The organism is Streptomyces sp. NBC_00239, assembly GCF_036194065.1.
Taxonomy (GTDB): Bacteria; Actinomycetota; Actinomycetes; order Streptomycetales; family Streptomycetaceae; genus Streptomyces.
In genome coordinates this window covers 7276581-7303450 of sequence record NZ_CP108095.1, presented here as the reverse complement: position 1 = coordinate 7303450, position 26870 = coordinate 7276581, and the positions used below count along the sequence as shown (strand labels likewise).

17 protein-coding genes are annotated in these 26870 nt (G+C 73.4%); 6 read left to right on the top strand and 11 right to left on the bottom strand.

The window, feature by feature from the left end; all coding sequences use genetic code 11:
- Positions 1-134 precede the first annotated feature (134 nt).
- The gene (locus tag OG764_RS32420) at positions 135-2354 is read right to left on the bottom strand and encodes an NADP-dependent isocitrate dehydrogenase (protein ID WP_328971889.1); all 2220 of its coding nucleotides are present in this window, start codon (positions 2352-2354) and stop codon (positions 135-137) included.
- A 194-nt stretch (positions 2355-2548) separates the two neighbouring features.
- On the opposite strand from OG764_RS32420, the gene OG764_RS32415 reads away from it, so the two are divergent.
- The 3 genes from OG764_RS32415 to OG764_RS32405 all read left to right on the top strand — a co-directional run bounded on the left by OG764_RS32415 (position 2549) and on the right by OG764_RS32405 (position 6388).
- Entirely contained in the window at positions 2549-3292 is a 744-nt protein-coding gene (locus OG764_RS32415) for an SDR family NAD(P)-dependent oxidoreductase (RefSeq protein WP_328971888.1), read from the top strand.
- Between the two features lie 295 nt (positions 3293-3587).
- The gene (locus tag OG764_RS32410; protein WP_328973245.1) at positions 3588-5666 is read left to right on the top strand and encodes a galactose-binding domain-containing protein; all 2079 of its coding nucleotides are present in this window, start codon (positions 3588-3590) and stop codon (positions 5664-5666) included.
- 92 nt (positions 5667-5758) lie between these two features.
- Positions 5759-6388, top strand: coding sequence for a TetR/AcrR family transcriptional regulator (locus OG764_RS32405; protein ID WP_328971887.1), 630 nt, complete (start codon positions 5759-5761; stop codon positions 6386-6388).
- Between the two features lie 88 nt (positions 6389-6476).
- On the opposite strand, the gene OG764_RS32400 is transcribed toward OG764_RS32405, so the two are convergent.
- The 4 genes from OG764_RS32400 to OG764_RS32385 form a co-directional block, all read right to left on the bottom strand.
- Complete coding sequence (locus OG764_RS32400; protein WP_328971886.1) at positions 6477-6989, bottom strand: hypothetical protein; 513 nt, start codon at positions 6987-6989, stop codon at positions 6477-6479.
- Complete coding sequence (locus OG764_RS32395; protein WP_328971885.1) at positions 6950-8029, bottom strand: SCO0930 family lipoprotein; 1080 nt, start codon at positions 8027-8029, stop codon at positions 6950-6952. The genes OG764_RS32400 and OG764_RS32395 overlap by 40 nt, the downstream gene beginning before the upstream one ends.
- A 97-nt stretch (positions 8030-8126) precedes the next feature.
- The gene (locus OG764_RS32390) at positions 8127-9632 is read right to left on the bottom strand and encodes an NADH-ubiquinone oxidoreductase-F iron-sulfur binding region domain-containing protein (RefSeq protein ID WP_328971884.1); all 1506 of its coding nucleotides are present in this window, start codon (positions 9630-9632) and stop codon (positions 8127-8129) included.
- Complete coding sequence (locus tag OG764_RS32385) at positions 9629-10741, bottom strand: hypothetical protein (protein ID WP_328971883.1); 1113 nt, start codon at positions 10739-10741, stop codon at positions 9629-9631. The genes OG764_RS32390 and OG764_RS32385 overlap by 4 nt, the downstream gene beginning before the upstream one ends.
- A gap of 448 nt (positions 10742-11189) precedes the next feature.
- On the opposite strand from OG764_RS32385, the gene OG764_RS32380 reads away from it, so the two are divergent.
- Positions 11190-12356 (top strand): PucR family transcriptional regulator, encoded by a 1167-nt coding sequence (locus OG764_RS32380; protein WP_328971882.1) that lies wholly within the window; start codon positions 11190-11192, stop codon positions 12354-12356.
- Between the two features lie 167 nt (positions 12357-12523).
- On the opposite strand, the gene OG764_RS32375 is transcribed toward OG764_RS32380, so the two are convergent.
- The 3 genes from OG764_RS32375 to OG764_RS32365 form a co-directional block, all read right to left on the bottom strand.
- Positions 12524-13978, bottom strand: coding sequence for a DUF1996 domain-containing protein (locus OG764_RS32375; RefSeq protein ID WP_328971881.1), 1455 nt, complete (start codon positions 13976-13978; stop codon positions 12524-12526).
- A 4-nt stretch (positions 13979-13982) separates the two neighbouring features.
- Complete coding sequence (locus OG764_RS32370; RefSeq protein ID WP_328971880.1) at positions 13983-14633, bottom strand: DUF4142 domain-containing protein; 651 nt, start codon at positions 14631-14633, stop codon at positions 13983-13985.
- Between the two features lie 129 nt (positions 14634-14762).
- Positions 14763-15137, bottom strand: coding sequence for an RNA-binding S4 domain-containing protein (locus OG764_RS32365; protein WP_328971879.1), 375 nt, complete (start codon positions 15135-15137; stop codon positions 14763-14765).
- Between the two features lie 357 nt (positions 15138-15494).
- On the opposite strand from OG764_RS32365, the gene modA reads away from it, so the two are divergent.
- Together modA and OG764_RS32355 are read left to right on the top strand one after the other, a co-directional pair.
- Positions 15495-16316 carry a molybdate ABC transporter substrate-binding protein gene (gene modA / locus OG764_RS32360; protein ID WP_328971878.1) on the top strand — a complete coding sequence of 274 codons (822 nt, stop codon included), beginning with the start codon at positions 15495-15497 and terminating at the stop codon, positions 16314-16316.
- A gap of 339 nt (positions 16317-16655) precedes the next feature.
- Positions 16656-18761 (top strand): ABC transporter permease, encoded by a 2106-nt coding sequence (locus OG764_RS32355; protein WP_328971877.1) that lies wholly within the window; start codon positions 16656-16658, stop codon positions 18759-18761.
- A gap of 132 nt (positions 18762-18893) precedes the next feature.
- Here OG764_RS32355 and OG764_RS32350 read toward each other — a convergent pair whose 3' ends face one another.
- From OG764_RS32350 to OG764_RS32340, 3 genes are all read right to left on the bottom strand, one after another.
- Complete coding sequence (locus tag OG764_RS32350) at positions 18894-23291, bottom strand: ricin-type beta-trefoil lectin domain protein (protein WP_328971876.1); 4398 nt, start codon at positions 23289-23291, stop codon at positions 18894-18896.
- Positions 23292-23562: 271 nt separating this feature from the next.
- Positions 23563-25773: a SpoIIE family protein phosphatase gene (locus OG764_RS32345; protein WP_328971875.1), complete on the bottom strand. Its 2211-nt coding sequence runs from the start codon at positions 25771-25773 to the stop codon at positions 23563-23565.
- A gap of 155 nt (positions 25774-25928) precedes the next feature.
- Positions 25929-26750: an endonuclease I family protein gene (locus tag OG764_RS32340; RefSeq protein WP_443056112.1), complete on the bottom strand. Its 822-nt coding sequence runs from the start codon at positions 26748-26750 to the stop codon at positions 25929-25931.
- Positions 26751-26870: the final 120 nt, after the last annotated feature.

Sequence of the window (26870 nt, the reverse complement as noted above, 5' to 3'; positions counted from 1 at the left end):
ACGACGCCCGACCCGTACGACGCCATCGCCGCAGGACGCCCGACCCGTACGACGCCCCGCCCGGAACGCGGCCGCCCCGGCCGGGCGGGTGCCGGGCCGGGGCGGAAGCGGTGCTGCGAAGGTGCTGAGGACGGTCAGGCCAGGGTGGCCAGCGCCCGGTTCAGCGTCGCCGACGGGCGCATGACGGCCGAGGCCTTCGCCACGTCGGGCTGGTAGTAGCCGCCGATGTCGACCGGCGAGCCCTGCACGGCGATCAGCTCGTCGACGATGACCTGCTCCTGGTCGGAGAGGGTCTTCGCGAGGCTGCCGAAGGCCTCGGCGAGCTGCGCGTCGTCGGTCTGCTGCGCCAGCTCCTGGGCCCAGTACAGGGCCAGGTAGAAGTGGCTGCCGCGGTTGTCGATGCCGCCGAGGCGACGGCTCGGCGACTTGTCCTCGTTGAGGAAGGTGCCGGTCGCGCGGTCGAGGGTGTCGGCCAGGACCTGGGCGCGGGCGTTGCCCGTGGTGGTCGCGAGGTGCTCGAAGCTGACCGCGAGGGCCAGGAACTCGCCCAGGCTGTCCCAGCGGAGGTAGTTCTCCTTGACCAGCTGCTGGACGTGCTTCGGGGCGGAGCCGCCGGCGCCGGTCTCGAACAGGCCGCCGCCGTTCATCAGCGGGACGACCGAGAGCATCTTGGCGCTGGTGCCGAGCTCCAGGATCGGGAACAGGTCGGTCAGGTAGTCGCGCAGCACGTTGCCGGTGACGGAGATGGTGTCCTCGCCGCGGCGGATGCGCTCCAGGGAGAACGCGGTCGCCTTGACCGGGGAGAGGATCTCGATCTGCAGGCCCTCGGTGTCGTGGTCGGCGAGGTACTGCTTGACCTTGCCGATGAGCACGGCGTCGTGGGCGCGGTCCTCGTCCAGCCAGAACACGGCCGGGACGCCGGTGGCGCGGGCGCGGGTGACGGCGAGCTTGACCCAGTCCTGGATCGGCAGGTCCTTGGTCTGGCAGGCGCGGAAGATGTCGCCCTCGGCGACCTCCTGCTCCAGGACCACGTTGCCCGCGGCGTCGACGAGGCGGACGGTGCCCGCAGCGGCGATCTCGAAGGTCTTGTCGTGGCTGCCGTACTCCTCGGCCTTCTGCGCCATCAGGCCGACGTTCGGGACGGAGCCCATGGTCGACGGGTCGAAGGCGCCGTGCGCGCGGCAGTCGTCGATGACGACCTGGTACACGCCGGAGTAACTGCTGTCCGGGAGGACGGCGAGGGTGTCGGCCTCCTGGCCGTCCGGGCCCCACATGTGGCCGGAGGTGCGGATCATGGCCGGCATCGAGGCGTCGACGATGACGTCGGACGGCACGTGCAGGTTGGTGATGCCCTTGTCGGAGTCGACCATCGCGAGGGCCGGGCCCTCGGCGATCTCGGCCTCGAAGGACGCCTTGATCTCGTCGCCGTTCGCCAGGCCGCCGAGGCCGTTCAGGATGGTGCCGAGGCCGTCGTTCGGGGACAGGCCGGCGGCGACCAGGGCCTCGCCGTACTTCGCGAAGGTGTTCGGGAAGAAGGCGCGGACCACGTGGCCGAAGACGATCGGGTCGGAGACCTTCATCATCGTGGCCTTGAGGTGCACGGAGAACAGCACGCCCTCGGCCTTGGCGCGGGCGACCTGCTCGGAGAGGAAGGTGCGCAGGGCGGCGGCGCGCATGACGGACGCGTCGACGACCTCGCCGGCCAGTACCGGTACGGACTCGCGCAGCACGGTGGTGGCGCCGTCGGCGGCCACGTGCTCGATGCGCAGCGTGCCGGCCTCGGCGATGACCGCGGACTTCTCGGTGGAACGGAAGTCGTCGGCGCCCATGGTGGCGACGGCGGTCTTGGAGTCGGAGCTCCAGGCGCCCATGCGGTGGGGGTGCGCCTTGGCGTAGTTCTTCACCGAGGCGGGGGCGCGGCGGTCCGAGTTGCCCTCGCGGAGCACCGGGTTGACGGCGCTGCCCTTGATCTTGTCGTAGCGGGCGCGGACGTCCTTGTCCTCGTCGGACTGCGGGTCGTCCGGGTAGTCCGGAAGCGCGTAGCCCTGCGACTGCAGCTCGGCGATCGCGGCCTTCAGCTGCGGGATCGAGGCCGAGATGTTCGGCAGCTTGATGATGTTGGCGCCGGGCGTCTTGGCGAGCTCGCCGAGCTCGGCGAGGGCGTCCGCGATCCGCTGGCTCTCCTGGAGACGCTCCGGGAAGCTGGCGATGATCCGGCCGGCCAGGGAGATGTCACGGGTCTCCACCCGCACCCCGGCCGTCGAGGCGTACGCCTGGACGACGGGCAGGAAGGAATGGGTCGCCAGGGCCGGGGCCTCGTCAGTGTGGGTATAGATGATGGTCGAGTCAGTCACCGGGTGCTCCGCTCCACGTCACGTCTGCAACATTGCTCGACATCAAGATATCTCGTGATCGCGGTGTTCCGGACAGGGGTACGGGTGCGGTCGCGTCCGCGGCGCCCCGGAGCCCCCCGCAACGGCCCGGAACAGGCCGGAACGGGCCCCGGTCGGCCGGATCACGCCGGTCGCCGCGATCTACGCTGGCGATCATGGACGATGAGCAGCAGCACAGGATCACGGTGGTCACCGGCGCGAGTCGCGGCATCGGCGCGGCGGTCTGCCGGCGGCTGGCGGCCGACGGGCACGACCTGGTGATCGGGTACCGGTCGGACGCCGCGGCGGCGGAGTCGGTGGCCTCGCAGGTACGGGAGGCCGGCCGGCGCGCACTGACGGTGGCGGTGGACACGGCGGACGAAGCGCAGGTCGACGCCCTCTTCGACCGTGCGGCCGACGGGCTCGGGCCGGTCACCGGCCTGGTGAACAACGCGGGGGTCAGCGGCCCGAACGGCCGGCTCGCCGATGCCGACCCGGCGGGCATGCGGGCCGCCCTGGAGGTCAACCTGCTGGGCTACCTGCTGTGCGCGCGGCGCGCGGTCCGCGACATGGCGGGCACCGGCGGCGGGGCTGTCGTGAACATCTCCTCGGCCGCCGCCACGCTCGGCAGTCCCGGCCAGTACGTCCACTACGCGGCGGCGAAGGCGGGCATCGACGCCCTGACGGTGGGCCTCGCCAAGGAGGTCGCGGCCGACGGGATCCGGGTGAACTGCGTCGCGCCGGGCGTGATCTGGACCGAGTTCCACGAGGACCCGCAGCGCCCGGCGTGGATCACGCCGAACATCCCGATGGGCCGGTCCGGGCAGCCCGAGGAGATCGCCGGGGCGGTGTCCTGGCTGTTGTCCGGCGACGCCTCGTACGCGACGGGCGCGATCCTGCGCGTGTCCGGCGGAATGTGACGAAGGGGGGCGGTGGCTTGCGTGAAGGCGGGCGGGGCTGGCGTAAAGGCGGGCGGGGGCTCACCCAAGGACGGGCGAGGACTTGCCCGAGAACGGGCGGGGCTTGCGTAAATCCGACGGGCCATCAGGTCAAGCGTCCCGGACTCTTGACTCTGTTACCGGCGGTAGCCATTCTCGTGTGGCCGTTTGTGTCAGACATGACAATCGCGCCACGCCGGGTGCGGGTCATGACGCCGGACGGTCCGGTTTGCCCCGACCCGCGCCATCCCGCCTCCCGAAGACGTGAGTGATGACCATGACCTCATCCCCGCACCCACCCCCGCGCCGGCGCAGCAGGCGCAGGCCCTTCGCGCTGCTCACCCTGCTCCTCGCCCTGGTGGCCATGGCGCTCGGCCCGGTGCCGGGCGCCGCGGCCGACCCGGGCTGGTGGACGCCCACCGCGCGGCCCGCACCCGACTCCGAGGTCAACGTCACCGGCGAGCCGTTCAAGGGGACCGACGCCCAGGGCCGCGTCCGGGGCTTCGTCGACGCCCACGACCACATCATGTCCAACGAGGGCTTCGGCGGGCGCCTGATCTGCGGCAAGGCCTTCTCCGACCAGGGCATCGCCGACGCCCTCAAGGACTGTCCCGAGCACTACCCGGACGGCTCGCTCGCCGTGTTCGACTTCATCACCAAGGGCGGCGACGGCAAGCACGACCCCGACGGCTGGCCGACGTTCAAGGACTGGCCCGCCCACGACTCGCTGACCCACCAGCAGAACTACTACGCCTGGATCGAGCGGGCCTGGCGCGGCGGCCAGCGGGTCCTCGTCAACGACCTCGTCACCAACGGCGTGATCTGCTCGGTGTACTTCTTCAAGGACCGCAGCTGCGACGAGATGACCGCGATCCGGCTGGAGGCGCAGAAGACGTACGACATGCAGGCGTTCGTCGACAAGATGTACGGCGGCCCCGGCAAGGGCTGGTTCCGCATCGTCACCGACTCCGACCAGGCCCGTGAGGTCATCAAGCAGGGCAAGCTGGCCGTGGTGCTGGGGGTCGAGACCTCCGAACCGTTCGGCTGCAAGATGATCCTGGACGTCTCGCAGTGCAGCCGCGCCGACATCGACCGCGGCCTCGACGAGCTGCACCGGCTCGGCGTGCGCAGCATGTTCCTGTGCCACAAGTTCGACAACGCGCTGTGCGGGGTGCGCTTCGACTCCGGCGCGCTCGGCACGGCGATCAACGTGGGCCAGTTCCTGTCGACCGGCACCTTCTGGAAGACCGAGAAGTGCGCGGGCCCGCAGCACGACAACCCGATCGGCCTGGCGGCGGCGCCGTCGGCGGAGAAGGAACTCCCGGAGGGGGTGGACGTCCCCTCGTACGCGGCGGACGCCCAGTGCAACACCCGTGGCCTCACCGAGCTCGGCGAGTACGCGGTGCGCGGCATGATGAAACGCAAGATGATGCTCGAGATCGACCACATGAGCGTCAAGGCGGCCGGCCGGGCCTTCGACATCCTGGAGTCCGAGTCGTACCCGGGCGTGATCTCCTCGCACAGCTGGATGGACCTGGGCTGGACCGAGCGGCTCTACAAGCTCGGCGGCTTCGCCGCCCAGTACATGAGCGGTTCGGAGGCGTTCAGCTCGGAGGCCAAGCGCACGGACGCGCTGCGCGACAAGTACAACGTGGGCTACGGCTACGGCACCGACATGAACGGCGTCGGCGGCTGGCCCGGCCCGCGCGGGGCGAACACCCCGAACCCGGTGACGTACCCGTTCCGCAGTGCCGACGGCGGCTCCGTCATCGACAAGCAGACCACCGGGTTGCGCACCTGGGACCTCAACACCGACGGCGCCTCGCACTACGGTCTGGTGCCCGACTGGATCGAGGACATCCGGCTGGTCGGCGGCCAGGGCGTGGTCGACGACCTGATGCGCGGCGCCGAGTCGTACCTCGGCACGTGGGCGGGGTCCGAGCGGCACAAGTCCGGGGTGAACCTCGCCTCCGGCTCGTCCGCCTCGGCCTCGACGTCGGAGTGGTGGAACCCGTTCGTGAGCTACTCGCCCGGCCGGGCCGTCGACGGCGACACCGGGACCCGCTGGGCGAGCGAGTGGAACGACAACCAGTGGCTCCAGATCGACCTGGGGTCCGCGAGCCTGGTCAAGCGCGTCACCCTCGACTGGGAGGCGGCGTACGCCCGCGGCTACCGCATCGAGGTGTCCGCCAACGGCACGGACTGGCAGACGGCGTGGTCCACGGCCTCCGGTGACGGCGGTCTCGACACGGCCCGCTTCTCCGGCGTCTCGGCGCGCTACGTCCGAATCCAGGGGCTCCAGCGCGGCACCCAGTGGGGCTACTCCCTGCACGAGGTCGGCGTCTACAGCAGCTGACCGCGGCGGGCGTCCAGGGCCGGGGCCGGCCGGATCGCACCACGGATCCGGCCGGTCCCGGCCGCTGCGCCACGGGAACGAAAGGAACGCGCATGGCACGGATGCCCTCGGCGGACCGGCGCCGCCAGCTGACGGAGGCCGCGATCCGGGCGATGACCCGCGACGGCGTCGCCGCGACCACCACCCGGTCCATCGCCGCCGAGGCAGGCCTGTCCCTGAGCGTCTTCCACTACTGCTTCGACTCCAAGGAAGCGCTCCTCGAATCGGTGATCACCACGATCACCGACCACTACGTCGGCGTGGTGAAAGAAGCCATCCGGCCGCGCGCCACCCTGCGCGAGACCGTGCGGGCCGGCTTCCAGGCGTACTGGGACCACGTGGCCGCACACCCCGGCGAGCACATGCTGACGTACGAACTCACGCAGTACGCCCTGCGCCGGCCGGGGCTGGAACACCTCGCGCGACGGCAGTACGAGATGTACACCGACACGTACACCGCGCTCATCGAACAGCTCGGCGACAGCGAGGACTTCGATCTGAGCGTGCCCGTGCCCGTACTGGCCCGCTACCTCGCCGCCATGACGGACGGCCTGACGCTGAACCTCCTCGTCCTCGGGAACGACGCCGCCGCGGCGGCCGTCCTCGACATGATCAACGACCACGTCGCCGGGCTGGTCCGCGACGGGACGCCGCACTCCCCCGCGGCCGCGCACGCCCGCTGAGCGGCTACGGCCGGCTCTTCCTGCCACCGCCCTTCCGGAAACTCCGCCCTCCCGGGCCTCCGCCCGTCCGGACCTCCTGCCGGCCGCGCTACCCGACGGCCGGCCGGTGCGGGGCGTGGTGGTGGGCTTCGACGGTCTCGACGGAGCCTCCGAGCGTGGTGCGCAAGGCGTCCAGGGCGGCCGGCCGCTGGGCGATCACCACCCAGCGGTCCCCCACCAGGTAGCGGCCGCCGTAGGCCTGCGCCTCCGTGAGCCAGGCCCGCTCGCCGGCCGCGGTGGCGAAGGTGAGCAGCCGGTACGCGCCCTGCCCGGTACGGCAGGCCCCCTCGCTCAACTCCGCTGCCCGGGTGACGATTTCGGCCCGGCAGCCGGCCGACCGGGCGAGGGTCTCCAGAGACGGCGGGCCCGGCTCCCGCTCGGCGGCGGGGCGCTGGACGCACGCGGTGAGGAGGACGGCGGCCGTCGCGGCCGCGGCCAGCGCCACCACGGCAGTCGCAGCCGTCGCCGCCCTCGCGGCGGGGGCGCGCACGACGGGCGCCGCGGCCGCCGCCTCCGCCGCCGCTACTTGCCCGCCTTCTTCCCGGTCTCCTTCACCGCCCACCACACACCGCCCTTGCCCTGCCCGTTGACGTCACCGGGCTTGGTGTCGCCGGTGTACGTGTAGAGGATCCAGCAGTCGACGGCGAGCTGTCGCGAACCGTCGGGCCGGGTGAAGGTGTTGACCAGCCGGGGGTCGACGCCTCGGACCCGGGTCCGGTCGACCGGCTTGGCGGGCTTCCACATGTCCAGGCAGGCGCCGGTGCACCGGGTCTTCATGGGCCAGGCGCTGTCCTTGTCGAAGCGGTAGAGCGTACGGCCCGCCCCGTCGACGAGGACCGTACCGAGCGCGGGGTCCTGACGGGCTGCCAACTGATCGTTGGACACGGGAGGTTGGGAACTTCCGGCGGTGGCACTGCCCGCTCCTGCCCCCGGGGTGGCGTCCGGAGCCGGGGCGGGTTTCGCGGCGGCCGCCGCGGGCTTGCCGTCGGGTCCGAGCGCGTGCCAGGTGCCGCCCACGCCCTCACCGTTCGCCTGCCCCGGCCGGACGTCCATGCGGTAGCGGTAGACGGGCCACCCGGCGAGCGTCAGCTGCCTGGTGCCGTCCCCGCGCACCACCTCGCCGAGCAGCTGCGGATCGATGAGCGCACCGGCCGTGGCGTCGTCGGCGGGGACCGGCGGCCAGGTCGTGGCACACGCCCCCTCACAGGTGGCGGCCGACGGAACGGCCGTGTCCTTGTCGAAGCGGTAGAGGGTGAAACCCCGGCTGTCGGTGACCGCCGGGCCGACCCCGGCCACATCGCGAACTCCCAGCTGCTGCGCCGGAGTTCGCCGTGCTGCGGCATCCTGCGAGTCGGCGGAATCCGCGGCGCCCGACCCGTATCCGGAGCCGGAGCCGGACCCGGGCCCGGACCCGTAGCCGTCGGATCCCGGATCGCCGGAGCCGTACTCCCCGCCCGCTTCCCCGTCACCCGCCGCGGCGCTGCCGCCGGCGGGCTGCACCAGGGTCTTGCCCCCGTCGCTGCCCGTGCCGCACCCGGCTGCCGCCAGCAGAGCGACCGATACCGCGGCCGTGCACAGGGCGAGCCGACGTCGGTGTTCCATGACCACCACTCCTTGGTTCCATCAGACTTGGTTCGATCGGGAGTCGGACTTGCCGCTCCTGGGCGTGGACGCTCGGTCGTCGCGGCCGGTGCCGCCGTCAGCCCTGCATGCGCAGGGCGAGTGCGGGGCAGCGCCGCACGGCGCGTACGGCCTGTCCGCGCAGGCGGCGCGGGACCGGCATCGCGGCCTGCGCCGGGTAGCCGTCGGCGCCCAGCTCGACCACCTCGGGGACTATGTCGGCGCACAGCCCGTGCCCCTGGCACAGCGTCCAGTCGACGGTCAGGGCCTCCGTGCGCGGGCCGGGCGGGCCGTCCGGGCCACTGTCCGCCGCGAGCGGCGGGGCCGCCACTGGTCCGCGGCCCGCGGGCACCGGCAGCGCCCCGAGGACCGGGAGCCCGCAGCCGGCGCCGACGGCATGGGCGGCGAACTCGTCGGGGAACGCGGCCGCCGCCGAGGCCGCGAACCGGGCGGTGCCGTCGGGGTGGCTGCACGCGCCCCTGCCGCGTACGGAGCCCAGGGCGGTGTGCAGCGCGTCCAGCGCCGCCGGTCCGGCTCCGCGCTCGACGGCCGCGAGGACGTCCGCGAGTGCGGGCAGCCCCAGGACGCACGGGCCGCACTGGCCCGCCGACTCGGCCGCCAGCCAGCGCACCACCCGGAGGGTCTCGCCGACCGGGCAGGTGTCGTGGGGCAGCGGCAGTACCGCGCCCGCGCCGAGCACCGCGCCGAACCCGGCGAGGGACTCCCGGGAGACGACGGCCCGCGCGGCGTCCCGCGGGCCGAGCCAGCCGCCGTGGTATCCGCCGACCAGGACGCCCCGGCCGGGTTCCAGTCCGCACACCCGCAGCACGTACGGCAGCGGCACGCCGGTCGGCGCCTCCACCACCCAGGTGCCGGCGACGGTCAGCAGGACCGTGCCGGGCTCGGCGGGGTCGCCGGTCTCCCGGTACGGCAGCGCGCCGAGGCGGGCGGCGACGGCGAGCTGGGCGAAGGTCTCGGTGTTCGACAGCAGGGTCGGCAGCCCGCCGAGGCCGCTCTCGCTGGTGCGGACCCGGCGCCCCGACGGCAGTGCGGCGCCGCCGCCCAGGCCGGCCACGAGCGCCGACGACTCGCCCGCGACGAACCGGTCCGGCAGCCGCTCGACACGGACCCGGCGCGCGTCGGGGCCGCGTTCGGCGACGGCGCCGCGCACCGAGCGCTCGACGTCCGCGCGGTGCACCCCGACGGCCACCTCCCCGGCGCCGAGGGCCGCCGCGGCGAGCAGCGCCCCGTCGAGCACCAGGTGCGGTGCGTACAGGAGCAGCGCCGTGTCCTTGAGGCAACCGGGCTCGCCCTCGCTGCCGTTGACGACGACCGCGGTACGGGGCGCCCGGCCGCCGGCGGCCGCCAGCACGGCGCGCAGCTTGCGGGCGAACGGGAAGCCCGCACCGCCCCGGCCGCGCAGTCCGGTGTCCTCCGCCAGCGCCACCAGCTCCTCGGGCCGCAGCCGCGGCAGCGAGCCGTGGACGGCGAGGTGGGCGACCCGGTCCAGGCGGCCGGCCCGGTCGAGCCCCGCGAGGAGCCGGGGCGGCCCGACGGCGGTCAGGGCCGGCAGGGTCGCACTCACCGGCCCCCTCCACGGACCGCCCCGAGCGGTTCGCCGTACAACTCGCCGTGCGGGTGGGGCCGTTCATGCGGCTGCGGGTACGCACGCCCGTGCGGCCGCGGATCTGCGGCCGGGTACGGATCCGGGTCTCCGGCGGGATGCGGATCCGGGTCTCCGGCCGGGTACGGCTCCGGGTCTGCGGCCGGGTACGACTCCGGGTGCGGGTGTGCCGGCTGTGCGTACGGATGCGGGTCGGACCGCGGGTCCGACCCGGCGTGCGCGTGTGTGGGCGGGTCGGGCTGTGGGGCGGGCCGCCCGGGCGCGTGGCGCCGCGGGGCGGGGATCGTGATGCGGGCGGTGGCTGCGGGCGGCGCGGCGCGTCCGGGCAGCAGCCGCAGAGCGAGGGCCACGGCGACGCCCACGAGGGCCAGTGCGTACGCGGCGGTCACCCAACCGGCTGCCGGGCGGCCGGACTTGAGGCCGTGCACGAGGGCCGAGCCCCACGCCGGGTACGCGGCCATGTGCAGGGCCCGCCAGTACCGGGACCGCCAGCGCGAGCGGCGCGAGGTGCCGCCGCCCGAGGCGAACCTGCTGCGGACCGCGCCGGTCACCGCCACCACGAGGAAGAGGTATCCGGCGAGGGTGCCGAGCCCCAGGAGTACCGGCCGGACCGGATCGGTGAACGGGACGGCGGCCGCGGCCGCGGTCGTGCGGCCCTCGGCGACCTGCACCGCGACGTGCAGGACGAGGAAGCCGAGGCCCGCGACCGCGAGACCGCGGTGCACGCCTTGGGCGACGAGCCGGTGGTCGGAGCGGAGCAGCCGCCGGTCGGTCGCGGCGAGGCCCCACAGCACGGTCGCCGTCAGGGAGACCAGGGCCAGCACGCCGGCGCCGTAGTCGAGGAAGGCCCGGATCCGGCCGTACGCGCCGGCGTCGGCCGCCACCAGGAGGAAGAGGAGCAGCGAGGCCGCGAGGGCCTTCAGCCGCAGGTGCCCGGGTCTGCGCGGGCGGGGCCGGGATCGGGCCGCGGTGGTGCGGTGTCCTTGTCCTTCGGTCGGGGCCGGTCCGGCGTGACGCCCCTTGCGGCGTGATCCCCTTAAGCGGGGCACCTGCGGAGGGGTGATGGGCATCGGATGCCTCCAGTTCACGCGAACGCGCGGGTGTCGGGCCGCCGCGTCGAGTCGCGTCAGGTCGCTCTGGACTCAGCAGCCTCGCGGAACTTCACCCGACCCCCCGGTGATTTATCGAAACATGACAAGTTCTCGCGAGGTCGGGTCGAACGGGGTTCGAGCCCCGGCATGATCCCCTGCAAACATCCCGGAGGCAAAGAGACCACAAAGCTCCGGTGGGCGGGGGCAACCTCGACCAGGCTGCGGAGACCGGGGGAAGGTCTCGACCCAGCAAGAACTAGGTGAGATGTACGAACTGGTGAACCGCATCAGGTCACGCCAGCAAGGCGAGGCGGCACGCGTTCCGCGGCACGTCCTCGACTCCCTGGCGGAGACGATCATGGCGGAACTCGAGCGTGACATTCCCGGATTTGCAAACCTTATGGAGGTTTCCGACCGCAATAAGGCTATGCAGTGCATCGAACGGTCACTGAGGGACGCACTCGGTCACACAGAGGCCCGATCCGAGCCGACCAACGGGGCCGAAACCGCCACGAAGTCGACCTGGAAGAACACTTCGAAGAACGCCGCGAAGGCCGCCGCCAAGAACGCCGCCAAAGCCGCTGCGAAGAACTCCGCGGCACCGGCCGGGGCCGAGATCCCTGCGCGCACCCCCGCGCGGACGCCGGCCGACACCTCGACCGACACCCCGGTCGGCACCCCGGTCGGCACCCCGGCCGAGGAGGCCGCCGTCACCCCGGCGGAGGCTGCGGCGGCAGCCGCGGCGGCGACGGCCGGGCGGGCCCGGCGGGAGCTGTTCGACGCGCTGGCCACCGGCGCCGAGGGGTCCGGCACTCCCCTCGCGGAGCTGTCCCGGCTGGCCGGCTGGCCGCTGCCGGAGACCGTGCAGGCCGTGGCGCTGGTGACCCCCGGCGAGGCCCCGGCGCTCGCCGCCCTCGGCGACACGCTGATCGGCGCGGTGGGCGAGGAACTGTGCCTGCTGGTCCCCGACCCCGACCGGCTGGCCCCGGCGGACCGGGAGCCGGACTCCTGCGACGAGACGGAGAGCCGGGCCGTGCTCAGCGCCGCGCTGCGCGGCCGCACCGCGGCCGTCGGCCACGCCGTGCCGCTGCACGACGCCGCCTCGTCCGTGCACTGGGCCCGGCGGCTGCTCTCGATGACCCCCGCCCGCGGCGGCCCCGACAGCCGCCCGGTGTTCGTCGACGACCACCTGTCGGGCCTGCTGCTCATGCAGGACGAGTCGCTGACCCGGGCGTTGGCCGCCCGCCGGCTGCGGCCACTCGCCGACCTCACCCCGCGCCAGAGCGAGCGGCTGGAGATGACACTGCTCGCCTGGCTCGAAGGCGGCGGCGCCCCGGAAGCCGCCAAGGCCCTCAAAGTGCACCCGCAGACCGTGCGTTACCGGTTGCGGCAGATCGAGCGGCTCTTCGGCCCCGGGCTGCGCGATCCGGGCATCCGCTTCGAACTGGAGATGGCGCTGCGCAGCCGTCGGCTGGCGGCGCAGGTGGAGCGGGCCCGGCGGCAGTACTCCAGGATGCTCCGCGGGCCGCGCGGCCTGCGGGCCGGACTGCGCCCGCCGGGCATCGTCCGCGAGGCCCGCGTCAACGGCCTGTGAGCCCGATCCCGTGAGCCCCCGCCCGTGCACCCCGTGGCCGTGGGGTCCACGGGCGGCGGGCGGGTCCGGAGCCGCCCGCGCGGCAGCCGCCGGACGCCTTCCCGCCCGGCGGCTGCCGCGTACGCTCCCCTTCCCGCTCTCCTCGGCGCTCTGCGTCCCGCTCGCCGTCAGCGGCAGGCGCGGCCGCTGTTGATGCAGGTCACGGCCCGGTTCATCAGCCCGTCGCGCATCACGTTGATGAAGTCGCCGTGGTCGGTGACGGGTTTGTGGAGCTGCTCGGGGAAGCTGTCCACGGCGAACAGCGCGGACCGGCCGCCGCCGGGGACGGCGTACACGATCCGCTGGACGAGTTGCGGGATCGCCCGGAAGCCGCGCGGGCAGCGTCCGTCCGCCTGGGCGAAGGCCACGTGCGTACGGTGGTTGGCGCTGTCGGTGTCGCGGCCGTTCCAGCAGCTCTGGAACGAGAAGGTGCGCACCACGTCGCTGCCGCGCGGGCACAGCGGGTACCGGTCCCGCAGCTGCCGGTTCTCGAATCCGGTGCAGCTCCACGAGGCGTTCGCGTTGGCGGTGCCGTTGGTGAAGGCCTTGGCGTCACCGGTGATGATCCGCAGGAAGCGCGGCATCGCCGTCACCTTGCCCACCGGGCTGCCGCCGAAGGTGATGGAGACCTCCTTCGGGGTGAGGATGGTGCCCGCGTTGCCTTCGGTGCCGCCGCCCGGCGCGCCCGCGTCCCGCTCCTGCCGACCGTCCTGGAGCCGCAGCACCGGCCAGTAGTAGGTGGACTGGTCGCCGTTGGTGCAGGTGGTGCCGGCGGCGGCGAGGCTGTCGTTGGTGGCGAAGGCGTCGTTGGCGCGGTTGCCGACGTAGTCGTGCATGTGGTGGGCGCCGTTGGAGACGCCGGGGGCGACGATCACGTTGTCGGAGTTGAACCGGCCCTCGCGGTTCGTGCCGCAGCGCGAACGGAAGCTGCCGTTGGAGGAGTTGCGCTGGCGGGCGGGCTTGTTCACGTTCGGACGCACCCTGGTGATGTCGACGAAGTCCGCGCGGGCGGGGCCGTTCCCGGACGGCCGGCTCCGGCCGTCCGCAGTGACGGGCGACTGCGGCTGCGGGCCCGGGGTGATCCGGCAGCCGCTGAGCGCGTCGAGGCCCTCGGGGCGTTCGGCACCCGTACGGCCGATCGCGTCCGCGACGCCGTCCACGGCCTCGGCGCGCTGTCCCTCCAGCCCGTCGAGCACGACCCGTCCGTCCGCCCGACGCTGCGCCAACTGCTGGTAGGCGTCGGCGACTTGGGCGTCCATCCGGGCGAGTAGCCGGTCGACTTCGGCGCGCGCCGGGGCGGGGACCTCCCGCAGCCGGTCGCCGACGTCCGGGCAGTCGACCGTGCCCGTCCACGCCGCCGCGGCGGCCGAGCCCCGGGCCCCCGACCCGGACTGCTCCGGATCGGAGCGGTCCGATCCGGAGGGTTCGCCTGCGGACCGTTCGGCGCCGGGCGCGAGGGACGCGCCCGAGGCGTTCGCGGCGACGATCGCCGTGCCCGCGCAGCCGAGGACCAGTACGGCGGCCAGGGCGAGGGTCTTGTTCGTGAGGCGGCCGCGTTTGTGGCGCTGTGGCTGTGGCCTCATGGGATCACCTGCCTTCGTTGAGGGCGTCGAAATCGACCAGCCCGGTGTCCTCCAGGACCGTGATGTGGTCGAGCACGACGGAGTTGGTGACGGTGGCCAGCGATCTGACCATCGCGTTGCGGCTGTTCGCCCGGATCTGGGCGACGAGGGCGAACACCTTGCCGTGCGCGGCGCGCAGCAGGTTCGCGAACAGCTGCTCGTACCGCTCGCCCCGGGCCACGCGCAGCTGGTCGAGCCAGCCCTGCTGCTCGGCGCTGGGCCGGTCCGGGAGGGGGATGCCCAGCGCCTCGCCGGTCTTGAGGGCCCGCCGGTCCAGCTCGGTGTGGCCCATCACCAGGTGCTCGCCGGCGGTCCGTACGGATTCCCGCCCGCCGCGCCGCTGGGCGTCGCGCCCGGCGGGCAGCTCCCACAGCCCGGCCAGCCGCACCCGCCGGACGAAGTCCCGGTCCTGCGGGGTGAGCGGGCCGTACGGAGTGCTGACCGTGCCGCGGCCGTCGTCGGTGAAAGGGGAGCCGGAGGCGGCCGCGGCACGGTCCTCCCCGAAGGAGCGGACCGGGATCAGCAGGGCGGCGAGGGTCACGGCAAGGGCGCCGACGACCAGTGCCGTGCCGATCAGGCGGCTCGACGCGAGCGTGCTGCGGACGGATGAGCGCACCGGGTCCTCCTGGCTTCGGGGGTGACACCGGACGCTAGTGCCGGGTTCCCCGGCTGCGGCCCTCCTCATCACCACCCGACAAACACCGGCTCGCCGTCCCCGCCGGCTGCTACTCTGCGCGGTTCGCCGTCAGCGGCCGCGCAGCTGCTGGAGGTCGCGGCGTTCGCGCTTGGTGGGGCGGCCGGCGCCGCGGTCGCGGAGCCCGGCGGCCGCGGCCTCCACCTTGGTGGGCGGCGGCGGGCTGTTGTCGGTCAGGCACTCGGCCGCGACGGGTGCGCCGACCCGCTTGGAGACGGCCTTGCGGACGATCACGATCCGCTCCCGGTTCTCGTGGAAGAGGCGCACCTCGTCGCCCTCCTTCACGCTCTGCGCGGGCTTGGCGCGGTCGCCGTTGACCCGGACGTGTCCCGCGCGGCAAGCCGCGGCGGCGAGCGCCCGGGTCTTGGTGAGCCGGACCGACCAGATCCAGACGTCGACGCGCGCGGAGGTTCCCTCGTCAGCCATACGACGCACTGTAGCGAAGCGGGCGGGAGCGAGGTTCGTCGGATACGACAAGGCGACTGGCAGCTGCCAGGTAGATGACCCTAAGCGGATTGCAAATGCCGCAACAGTGCCCCTACCGTGTCGCATATGCAGTCGACATGCAGGCCACAGCCCGCGTGAAGTCCGCCGGCGTGTCCATCGACCGCGTCCGAGGCGACCCCCGCGTACCCGCGGCCCGTCCGGCGCAGCGCACCGCACCCGGCCCCGCTCGAAGCCACCACCCGTTCGCCGTCCGAGTCCGCTCCGCCCGTCACCGGCGCCGCCCGTCCACCGCGCGGTCCGCACCAGCGGCCCGCCACACCGAGGAGACCTCGCCTCATGTCCTCTGCCCTGAACCACCGCCGCGCCGCTGCCGCCGTCCTCACCGCCGCCCTGCTCGTCCCTCTGTCCGCCTGCGGCAGCAGCGACAGCGACGGCAGGAAGGACGCCACCGCCGGCTCGTCGTCCGCGCCGTCCGCCGACGCGCCCGAGGACGCCAAGCTGACCGTGCTCGCCGCCTCTTCGCTCACCGACGTCTTCAAGACGGCGGGCGCCGCGTACGAGAAGGCCCACCCGGGCACCGAGGTCACGTTCTCCTTCGCCGGCTCCCAGGAGCTGGCCGCCCAGGTCAAGCAGGGCGCCCCGGCCGACGCGCTGGTCACCGCCGACACCAAGACCATGGACGGTCTGACCTCCGAGGTCGCCGGCACGCCCGCCGTCATCGCGAAGAACCGCCTGGTCATCGCCACGACCAAGGGCAACCCGCACAAGATCGGCGCGCTCAAGGACCTCGCGGACACCAAGCTGAAGGTCGTCCTCGCCGCCCCCGAGGTGCCGGTGGGCCGCTACAGCAAGAAGATCCTCGACGCCCAGAAGGTCGTCGTGAAGCCGGTCTCGCTGGAGCCGAACGTCCGTGCGGTGCTCTCCAAGGTCGAACTGGGCGAGGCCGACGCCGGCCTGGTCTACAAGACCGACGCGGCCAAGGCCGCCGACAAGGTCGAGGCCGTCGTCATCCCCGACGCGCAGAACGCCGTCGCCTCCTACCCGGCGGCGGCCCTCAAGACGTCCGAGAACGCCGGGGCCGCTGCCGCGTTCGTGGCGTGGCTGAGCACCCCTGAGGCGCAGCGGATCCTCAGGGACGCGGGCTTCCAGCAGCCGTAGGGCCGCGCACCCTTCAACAACCCCGCGCACCCTTCAGCCCCTCCGGCGCTTGAGGAGCGAGTCCGGGCGGAGCCCGGTGCCCGGCGCCAGCCGGGTTGCACTCCTGGGGCTCCGCCCCAAACCCCGCGCCTCAAACGCCGGCGAGGCTGGGAACTGCCCGCCAGGCGGGATGTGCCGCCAGGGCACCGGCGAGGCTGGGGGTCGCACCCCGCCAGGGCGTCGCGCAAGGGCGCGGGCCCGCGCCGGGCCGGTCCGCAGGGTGCGGGCCCGCGCCGGGTCGGTCCGTATTCTCGGGTTCGGCCGCCGCCCCGCACCCCGTACGCAGAACGCAGGAACCGCATGAGCCGACCCCGCCCCACCCGCACGCCGTTCGCGCTGGCCCTGCCGGCCCTGTTGGGCGTCGCGTTCCTGCTGCTGCCGCTGATCGGCATCCTGGTCCGCACCTCCTGGGAGGACCTCGGCACGCACCTCACCACGCCCGGGGTGATCGAGGCGCTCAAGCTGTCCCTCCTCGTCTCGTTCTGGGCCCTCGGCCTGTCCCTGGTGCTGGGCGTGCCGCTGGCCTGGCTGCTGGCGCGGGTCGAGTTCCCCGGCAAGGCGGTGGTGCGCTCGCTGGTGCTGCTGCCGATGGTGCTGCCGCCCACGGTCGGCGGCGTCGCGCTGCTGCTCGGCTTCGGGCGGCGCGGCCTGCTCGGGCCGTGGCTCGAGGACTCGTTCGGCATCACCCTGCCCTTCCACACCTCGGGCGCCGTGATCGCGGCGACCTTCGTGGCGATGCCGTTCCTCGTCATCAGCCTGGAGGGCGCGCTCGGCGGCCTCAAGACCAGTTACGAGGAGACGGCCGCCTCGCTGGGCGCGGCTCCCGTACGGGTGTTCTTCACCGTCACCCTGCCCATGGTGGCGCCCGGCCTGATCGCCGGGGCCGCGCTCACCTGGGCCCGGGCACTCGGCGAGTTCGGCGCCACCATCACCTTCGCCGGGAACCTGCCCGGCACCACCCAGACCCTGCCCCTCCAGGTGTACCTGCTGCTCCAGGACCAGCCCGAGGCCGCCACCTCGCTCTCCCTGCTGCTGCTCGCCATCGCCATGGCCGTGCTGATCGCGCTGCGCGGCCGCTGGACCGGCACACCCGTCGACCGCCGTACCAAGGGCCCGGCCGCCGGGCCCGCCGAGGAGTCCGCGGCCGGCACCGGTCCGACCGGGGACCGTCCCGCGGACGCGGCCACCGGACCGGGCACCGGACCGGGCACGGGAGCGGGCACGGGAGCGGGCACGGGGCCGGAATCGGGGCCGGGATCGGGACCGGACGCGCGCGCGGTCGCCGGGCCGGGCGGCCGGGGTACGGCTGCCCCGGCCCACACACCCCCCAACGCCAACGCCCACGCCGACGCCCACTCCCACGCCCCCGAGTCCTGGCCCCTGCACGCCGAGGTGACCGGTTTCAACGAGCTCACCCTCGACGCCGCACCCGGCACCACCATCGCCGTCGTCGGCGAGAACGGCGCCGGCAAGACCACCCTGCTGCGCGCCCTGCTCGGCCTGACCCCGCGGGCGCACGCCCGGCTGCGCCTCGGTGACACCGACGCGACCGGCCTGCCCCCGCACAAGCGGCAGGTGGCGTGGGTGCCGCAGGACGGCGCCCTGTTCCCGCACCTCACCGCGCTCGCGAACACCGCGTACGGGCTGCGCGCCCGCGGGGTGCCGCGCGCGCAGGCCCGCCGCGAGGCGCAGGAGTGGCTGGACCGGCTCGGCGTCGGCCCGCTCGGCCGCCGCAAGCCCGGCCAGCTCTCAGGCGGCCAGGCCCAGCGGGTCGCGCTGGCCCGGGCGCTCGCCGCCCGCCCCCGGCTGCTGCTCCTCGACGAGCCGCTGGCCGCACTCGACCAGACCACCCGGGCGCGGGTACGGCACACCCTGCGCGCGCACCTGGCCGGGTTCGGCGGGGTCTGCCTGATCGTCACGCACGACCCGGTGGAGGCCGTGTCGCTGGCCGACCGGGTGCTCGTACTCGAAGGCGGCCGCACCCTGCAGGACGCGCCGCCCGCCGAGGTCACCCGGCATCCGCGGTCGCCGTGGGTGGCGCGGATGCTCGGCCGCAACGCGTGGCCCGGCACGGTCACCGCGGGCGGCCTCGTCACCGCGGGCGGCGGCCGGCTGGTCCTCGCCGACGCGGCCCCCGAGGGCACGTCCGCGCTGGCGATCATCGCGCCGGAGGCGGTCGCGGTGCACCGCGACCGGCCGGGCGGCAGCCCGCGCAACGTCTGGCCGGGCACGGTCCGGGAGATCACCTCGGTCGGCAGCAGGCTGCGCGTCCTCATCACCTCGCCGGAGGCGCCCGACCTGGTCGCGGAGATCACCCCCGAGGCCGCCGCCGAACTGCGGCTGGCCGAGGGTGCCGCGGTGTGGACCAGCGTGAAGGCCACCGAGGTCACCCTCGTCTCCCTCTGACCGGCGCAGGTTCGCCGAGAACCGTCGGGGCCGCCCGCCCACGGGGTGAGCCACCGCCCCGCGGACAGCAGGAGGGCCCCGCGGCCGAAGCCGCGGGGCCCTCCTTTCATGTGCTGCTCGTGTCCGTCGGCGTTACGGCGAGACCGGGAGGTCGGCCGTGGTCACCGTCGGGATGCTCCAGCGCTGGGCCGCGGTGCCGTTGCAGCCGAAGAGCTGGAGCTGGGTGCCCCAGTTGCGGTTGCCCCAGGGAAGGTCCAGGCACATGCCCGACTGGGGGTTGTAGATGCTGCCGTCGGCGCGCGGCAGCCACTGCTGGCCGCCCTCGTTGAGGCAGCCCCAGAAGATGATGGCGGTGCCCGACGTCGTCTGGTTGCCGCTGGCGGCGGTGCACTGGCCGTTGTGGGTCAGCGTGCCGTTGGCGTTGACGTCGAACTGCTGGGCCGGCGTGCCGTTGCACCCGTACATCTGGTGGTGCATGCCGTTGCCGGAGTTGTTGCCCGGCGCGTCCACGCAGGTGTCCGGGGACGGGGCGTAGCGGACCGGGACCTTGGAGGCCGTGACCGACGGGACGTGGTTCTGGTAGACGGACAGGCTCGCGACGCCGCCCTTCATCCAGCCGGTCGGCTTGGCCTCGTTCTTGTACCGGCCCAGGACCAGCGAGCCGTTCGGCACCGGGCTGCTGCCCGCCGCGTGGTGGCCGCTGGCCGACAGGGTGCCGTTGACGTAGAGGCTCATCGCCCCGGTCGTGGCGTTGTAGGTGGCCGTGAGCTGGGTCCACACGCCCGGCTTGAAGAGGTTCGCCGGGTTGACGGTGTTGGTGTAGTCGTACGGCCAGCCGGTGCTGTCGCCGCGCGCGAGCGCGAAGCGCCAGTTGCCGGTCTCGCCGTAGATCAGGAAGGAGCTCGTCTGCGCGCCGTCCTGGCTGACGACGACGCCGCCGGACTTGTCGACCTTCGCCCAGGTGCTGATGGTGAAGGACTGCCGGGTGTCGACCACCTTGGACGGGCCGGTGACGACCGACGTCAGCGCGTCGTCGAAGACGCCGACCTGGCGGGCGTGGCCGCCCACGGTCTCGACGGGGTAGGAGACGGCCGTCGCGGAGCTGGTGTTGTCGGCGCCGGCCGCGTTCTTCGCCGGGATGGCCTTGGCGTTGCCCTCCAGGCGGAGTTCCACCGTGGGGGTGAGGCCGTTGGCCCGGACGTGGTAGCCCTCGTAGCCGACCACCGTGCGGATGCCCGCGACGGGGGCGGACGGCGTGCCGGCCCAGGCGTGCAGCACGCCGCTGGTGTCCTGCGCCCAGAAGTCCGGGACGTCGTCGCCGGTGACGTCACCGTCGGAGCCGACCCGCGGGTAGCCGGCGCCGGTGATGCCGTAGCCGATCCGGGTGGACGGCTGCGCGGTCAGGCCCGTCACCACGACGAACCCGTCGGCGGCACGGACCGTGGTGGTCAGCTCGTACTGGAAGATGTCGCCGTTGGTCCGGTTGCGCACCCACAGGGCGGGGGCGGTGTCGGTGGTGGCGCCGATGTGCAGGGTGTTGCCGGGGACCATCAGGTCCTTGTCGTCCCAGCTGCCGCTGCCGTCCACCAGGGTGGGCTGGGCGAGCATCTGGTTGGTGCGGACCGGGTAGAACCACAGGTTGCCGGACTCGACGGCGAGCAGTCCGGTCGCGTCACTGACGGCGCGGCCGGGCGTACGGGTCGTCTTGGCGGGGCCGGTCGCGGTGATCTGGCTGGAGTACTGCCAGGCGGTGCCGTTGTGGTAGCCGGCGCACGAGGAGCTGTACTCGGTGTCGCAGTCCGGCTTCTCGACGGAGGTCTTCGTGCCGAGGCCGAACCAGCCCGGGTTCGACAGGGTGTTGTCGTACACGAAGAGGTCCGAGCCGCCCTGGCCGCCGATCGCGGTGGGCTCGCGGTGGACGAAGAGGTCGTCCACGTTGCGGCCCGGGTCGAGGGATCCGCGGTGCGAGACCCGGTAGTCCTTCCACGTGCGGGTGGACGTCGGCTCCGGCACCTGGAGGGCGCTGGCGGCCGTGCCGCTGGGGATCATGCTGGCGGCGGTGCCGTCGCTGGCGCGGCCGTGCGCGATCAGGTTGCCCGCGCTGTCCGGGAGCAGGATGTCGGGGCGGGCGTCGCCGCTGGTGTCACCGAAGGCGACGGGGCCCGGCTTCCACGGCACGTAGAAGGAGTACGAGAGGGTCTGCGAGGCGTTGCCGGCCTCGTCGAGGACCCGCGCGTACACGATGTTGGTGCCCCAGTGGGTGGGCTTGACGCTGATGCCGGTGAGGCTGAGCGGGCTGCCGCACTGCTGGGTGGCTCCGACGAGCTGCGGGTCGAAGCCGAACTGGATGCAGGCCAGGCCGGAGTTGCGCAGGTTCGCGCCGGGGCTCGGGTCGGAGGCCGTGACCGGGATGGTGCCGGTGTCACCGAGGCCGAGCTTGGTGATCTGGCCGGCGCCGGACGGCGGGAACTGGGTCGCCGGGTCGGTGACCGCGCCGAACTGCATGACCGGCGGGGTCAGGTCCACCGCGAAGTGGCAGGTGGTGCTGGAGGGTCCGCGCAGCAGGCCGTCGTCGCCGTGGGTGGCCCAGGCGTAGTTGTGTCCGTCGGCGAGCGTGCCGATGGGCAGGTCGTAGCGGGCCTCGGTGCCGGTGCCGACGAAGCCGGACCAGTTCTGGTGCGTGGTGGAGGAGGAGGTCTCGTCCCAGATGTTCACCCACTCGGTGAGCTGGCCCTGGTTGGGGCTGCTGACCGTGGAGGCGAAGCTGGCGTTGCTGTTGGTGAGCCAGCCGTACTGGGCGGCGGCGACGGTGCCGCAGGCCTGGGTGTCACCGGCGACGACCCGGCGCGGGGCCGGGATGGTGTGCGGGTTCGTGGGGACACGCGGCGGGAAGTCGTACTCCGTGCTCAGCGTCGCGTTGTACGAGAACCGCTTGAAGCCCATCTTGTTGCCGGTGCCCTCCTGACCGCGGACGGCGAAGGCGAGGGGCTTGCTGGTGTCGAGGATCGCGTCGCGCATCGCACCGGTGACGTTGAAGTCGATGGGGATGTCGTTGTAGCAGGCGGAGTTGGTGCCGTTGCCGGGCACGTCCTTGCCGTCCAGCCACTCGCGGACCACGTGGTTGCCCCAGTTGATGGAGCCGTCGAACGCGTTGGCGCGGTAGACGTTCACGGGGTACTTCGTGGTGCACGACCAGTCGGAGGAGATGTACTGGCTGATGCGCAGGTTGGCGTAGTTGATGTGCGCGCCGTAGTACCCGTTGGTGTCGAACTCGAACATCGCGCGCTCGATGCCGGTCGCGGTCTCCCAGCCCTGGTAGCCGGAGCCCGGGCGGTCGCGGTCGGCGGAGCCGGTGCGGTCGTAGTTGCCGGTGGTGGTGTGCGCCGACATGACCCAGGCGTGGTGCTGCTTGCCGCGGGCGTCCGGCGACCACGAGGGGTCCACGTAGACGGGGTAGCTGGTGTCCTTGCCGTCGAGCAGGTCCAGGCTCGGCGCGAGCGCGATGGCGCCGGTGGCGCGGGCCGCGGTGCCGTCGACCTTGGCGCGGGTGACCGGGATCTTCGCGACGGTGGCCGAGGAGCCGGGGCCGTCGACGCTGCTCAGGCCGGCGCGGGTGCCGCTGCCCTTGACGGTCTCGACGCCCGTGTCGAGGTCGGCGTACTTGGAGCCGCGGGCGGCGGGCCTGCGGGCTTCCTTCGCGGACCACATGAGCGGGGCGGGAGCCCGGAACACGGTCTCCTTGCCGTTGGCCGCGGTGAGGCCGCCGTCCTTGCCCTGGGCGAGCTTCAGCCCCTTGGTGACGGTGGGGAAGACGAGGTTGCGCACGGCCGGGTTGGCGGCGGCGACCGGGCTGCGCAGCACCACGACGGTGGTGTAGCCGCCCCACTTGGTGGCGGTCACCTGGAGGTCGGTGTCCGGGGCCACGTCCTGGAAGAGCGCGCCGTTGCCGTCGAGCACGGGCTTGGGCAGGGCGCCCGGGAAGGGCGAGGAGACGGCGAGCTGCTTGCCGTCCGCGGTGGTCATGGTGGCCAGCGGGCCGGTGCCGCCGCCGGAGATGACCAGGCCCGAGCTGGACGCCTTGGGCGCGACGGTGCCGTCCGCGCGGGCGGTCAGCGTGTCGTCCAGGGCCACCCACTTGCCCTGCTTGCCCTTGGTCCGCGCGGCCATCAGGGTGCGCTCGGTGCGGAGCTTGCCCTTGGGCGTCACCACGGTGGTGCTGTACTCGGTGGTGAGCTCGGGCACCGGCACGTCCCGGCCGGTCTTCGCGGCTTCCGTGCGCGCCTTCTCGGCGGGAGTACGGGACTCCGGCGCGGCGGGCTTGGCGGCCTCGTGCCCGGCGCCGGGCGCGGCTGCCGGTGCGCTGGGCGGCGCGGTCGCCGCCTGTGCGGCGTACGGCGCGGCCAGCAGCAGCGCCGTGGCGAGCGCGAGTGCCGTGGTGGCCGAAACCCGCCGGTGGGACGTCCCAGGGATCAGGTCCGTGTTGCTCCGGTCCGCCCGGTTACGCGGTCCTGGTCTTGGTGCATTGGTCACGCTTGTGCACTCCCCCATGCCTGTGCGTCTCCGCGCCATCGCGCGCAGAGATCCGGGGCACTCTGACAGGAACACGATCATCGAGCAACGCCCGACCCGCGGCTTGTGTCCTCGTTGTCGGGAGTAACAACCAAATATGTACGCAGTGACCTTGGACACGTTTCTCGCCAACACGGATCAATTGGCCGGAACTTGTCTGTCCGTGTTCTCCCGCGCGGCACCCGCGCGACGCACATGGGCCGGACACCGCGGGCTCGGCGGACGCCGTGGACTAGGAGTTCCCGGCCAGCTCGGCGGGCTCGGCGGGCTCGGCGGCCGGTGCGGCGAACTCGCACCAGACGCACTTGCCGCCGCCCCGGGGCTCCACTCCCCACGCGTCCGCGAGCCCGTCGATCAGCTGCAGGCCGCGGCCCGACACCGCCCAGTCGCCCGCCTCCCGGCGGCGCGGCAGCGCGCTGGAGCCGTCCTCGACCTCGACGCGGATCCGGCCCTCGGCCGTGCGCCGCAGTGTCACCTCGCCGCCGCCGTCGGTGTGTACGAGCGCGTTCGTCATCAGCTCGTCGGCGGCCAGCTCGATCTCGTCGGACCGGTCCCGCGCGCCCCAGGCCGCCGCGGCGGCGCGGACCAGGTGGCGGACCGTGGCCGGGCCCGACGGGTCGCCCGGCCTGAGGTGGTGGCGCAACGGGCCGCCGCCGCGCGGTACGGGGGAACCGTGACGGCGCAACAGGAGCAGGGCCATGTCGTCGCCGCCGCCCGCGTCGCCCACCAGGTCACACAGCACGTCGGCGAGCTGCTCCAGATCGGTCGGGCCACGCCGTACGGCGGCCATGAACTCCCGCATGCCGAGGTCGGGATCGGCGCCGGGCCGCTCGATCAGGCCGTCGGTGCACAGCAACAACGTCTCGCCGGGGTGCAGTTCGAGCGCGGTGACGGGATAGCCGGTACCCAGGCCCGCGACCGCACCGCCCCCCGCGGGTACCTCCGCCGCCTCCCGGGCCGCCGTCTCCCCGGCCGCGCGGGCGGCCTTCTCCGCCGGAGGCGTGGCGGGCAGGCCGAGCGGGAGGCCGCCCGCGACCGCGACCCGGTGGCAGCTGCCGTCGCCGCGGCGCACCACCGGGTCCAGGTGCCCGGCCCGCACCAGTTGCAGCAGGCCGGTGTTCAGGTCGGCCTCGACGTACGTACAGGTGGCGAAGCGGTCGGTCTCCAGGTCGCGGAGGAAGGCGCCGGCCCGGGCCATCGCCGCGCCGGGGGTGTGCCCCTCGGTGACGTAGGCGCGCAGCACGATCCGCAGTTGGCCCATGACGGCGGCGGCGTCGGTGTCGTGGCCCTCGACGTCGCCGATCATCACGCCGATCCGGCCGTCGCCCAGCGGGACCACGTCGTACCAGTCCCCGCCGATGTCCCGGCCCATCCGGGCGGCGCGGTAGCGCACGGCGATCTGCGCACCCGGCACCTCCGGGATCCGACGCGGCAGCATCGCCCGCTGGAGGCCTTCGGCGAGGTCGTGTTCCTGCTCGTACAGCATCGCCCGCTGGAGGCTCTGCGCGATGCCGCTGCCGAGTGCGACCAGCAGGTTGCGCTCCTCGGCGGAGAACCCGCCGTCCCGCGCGTACAGCAGGCCGATGGCGCCGATCGGGCGCCCCTGGGCGATCAGCGGCAGGTACGCGCCACTGCGCACGGAGAGCGGTTCGATGTACGGCCACAGCAGCGGGAAGCGCTCCTGGAACTCCTCCCGCGACGTGAGGAACACGGGCTGGAGGGTGCGGACCGCCTCGCTCATCGGGAACGCCGCGTCGATCCGGGTGTACTCGATCTCGGGGACGTACGAGCCGAGCTGCCCCTCGGCGACGAGGTGTACGCGCCCGCCGTCGACCACCCCGAGCATCACGCTGACCGCGCCGAGGTGCCCGAGGGACTCGGGGTCCTTGAGGATGTCGGTGACGTCGTTGACGGTGCGGGCGTGCGCGAGGATCGCGGTGGTGCGGTCCACCACCCCGGTCATCCGGCGCCGGGCCGCGTCCCGGCCGGCCTCGTCCCGGCCGTCCGGGGCGGCGGGCGCGCCGGGGTCGTCGGGGTCCGGGGACGCGTCCCGGACGATCCCGATGATCCGGTACGGGCGGCCCGTGTCGTCACGCAGGATGTGGCCCTGGGTGTGGGTCCAGCGGGGGGTGCCGTCGCGGAGCCGGATCCGGAAGTAGGCCCCGTACTCGGTGCGACCGTTCTTCAGGGCCTGGGAGACCCGGGCGTCGAGGCGGGCCTCCTCGCCGGGCGGGATGCGCACGCGCAGCGAGGCGGCCGTACCGGCGTATTCGTCCGGCCACAGCTCGAAGACCTCGAGAGCGGTCGCGTCGAGGTGCATCTGCCCGCTGTCGAGGTTCCAGTCGAAGGTACCCATCCGGTTGAGCGCGAGGCTCAGGTCCGGCCGGGCCGGCCATGCGTCGGGGTGCGGCACGGCGGCCCGGGGTACTCCCCTGTGGCCCATGGTCCCACTGTCTCACCGATCCGGCCGTCCCACCGGCCGGGGTGCGAGGCCCCGGTGGGAGGGGATGCGCGGACGGGCCGCACCCGTGGCGGCAGCGGCCCGGCCGGCGGTGGCCGGGGCTGCGCGCGGGTGCGGCCCGTGGGGCACGCGGGGGGCTACCAGATCTGGTTGACCCACTCCGGGTGGTCGATGAACGGGTTGCGGTTGTGCTGGTAGGTGTCGTAGATCACCTGGTTGCGGCGCTGTTCGAAGGCGTCCGGCGGGTCCTGCTGGTTCCACTGCTTCAGCAGGCTGATCCGGCCGAAGAGGGGCGCGGAGCCGTTGAGCACTCTGTCGTTCATCTCGAGGTCGGCGAAGCCGTCGCCGCCGTCGTAGCGCACGGCCATGTAGAGCAGCATGCGCGCGACGTCGCCCTTGACCGCGTTGCGCGGCTCGAAGGAATCGGCGTCGGTGTAGCTGCCGGGGGCCTCGGAGACGGGGCTGCCGCCGAGGTCGAAGTCCTTGTTGCCGCGGGTGCTGTTGACCGTGACGTCCTCCGGGCGGAGGTGGTGCAGGTCGGTGCCCGGGCCGGTGACCTCGCCGAAGTCTCCGTGGCTCTTGGCCCAGACGTGCTCGCGGTTCCAGTCGTTGACGCCGCCGCCGTTGGTCGCCTTGGACTGCGAACGGCCGGAGTAGACGAGGATGACGTTGTTGGGGTTGGCCGGGTCCTGGTCGGTGACCTTGAGGGCGTTCCAGACAGCCGAGTAGCTGATCTTCGATTGGGTCTTGATGATGTCGTGCAGAGCGGTCTTGAGAGCCGCTCCGGTCTTGCCCGCGGCCGGGGCGTAGTACTCGTCGGGCGTCACGGTGGCGGCGACCGGGGCGATCGCGACCTGCGACGGACCGGCGGACGCCGGGGCCGGTATCAGGAACAGGGCTGCTGCGGCCGTCGCCGCGAGCCCGGCGGCCCAGGGGGTCAGACGGGAGATCCTCTTCACGTGGGGGATACCTCTTCAACACGCACCGCTCCCGCCGGTCGGGTTGGCGGGATGTCAGGTGGCAGAGCGAGGCTCACATTGTCATGTGCCGAACAGATGAAGAAAACATGTCCGTCGCGC

What these genes read in the sequence shown, in the direction of transcription:
- OG764_RS32415 (WP_328971888.1), top strand. Translation starts at nt 2,549, where the DNA reads ATGGACGATGAGCAGCAGCACAGGATCACGGTGGTCACCGGCGCGAGT.
- OG764_RS32345 (WP_328971875.1), bottom strand. Translation starts at nt 25,773, where the DNA reads ATGGGCCACAGGGGAGTACCCCGGGCCGCCGTGCCGCACCCCGACGCA.
- OG764_RS32405 (WP_328971887.1), top strand. Translation starts at nt 5,759, where the DNA reads ATGGCACGGATGCCCTCGGCGGACCGGCGCCGCCAGCTGACGGAGGCC.
- modA (WP_328971878.1), top strand. Translation starts at nt 15,495, where the DNA reads ATGTCCTCTGCCCTGAACCACCGCCGCGCCGCTGCCGCCGTCCTCACC.
- OG764_RS32355 (WP_328971877.1), top strand. Translation starts at nt 16,656, where the DNA reads ATGAGCCGACCCCGCCCCACCCGCACGCCGTTCGCGCTGGCCCTGCCG.
- OG764_RS32385 (WP_328971883.1), bottom strand. Translation starts at nt 10,741, where the DNA reads ATGCCCATCACCCCTCCGCAGGTGCCCCGCTTAAGGGGATCACGCCGC.
- OG764_RS32375 (WP_328971881.1), bottom strand. Translation starts at nt 13,978, where the DNA reads ATGAGGCCACAGCCACAGCGCCACAAACGCGGCCGCCTCACGAACAAG.
- OG764_RS32395 (WP_328971885.1), bottom strand. Translation starts at nt 8,029, where the DNA reads ATGGAACACCGACGTCGGCTCGCCCTGTGCACGGCCGCGGTATCGGTC.
- OG764_RS32380 (WP_328971882.1), top strand. Translation starts at nt 11,190, where the DNA reads ATGCAGTGCATCGAACGGTCACTGAGGGACGCACTCGGTCACACAGAG.
- OG764_RS32365 (WP_328971879.1), bottom strand. Translation starts at nt 15,137, where the DNA reads ATGGCTGACGAGGGAACCTCCGCGCGCGTCGACGTCTGGATCTGGTCG.
- OG764_RS32410 (WP_328973245.1), top strand. Translation starts at nt 3,588, where the DNA reads ATGACCTCATCCCCGCACCCACCCCCGCGCCGGCGCAGCAGGCGCAGG.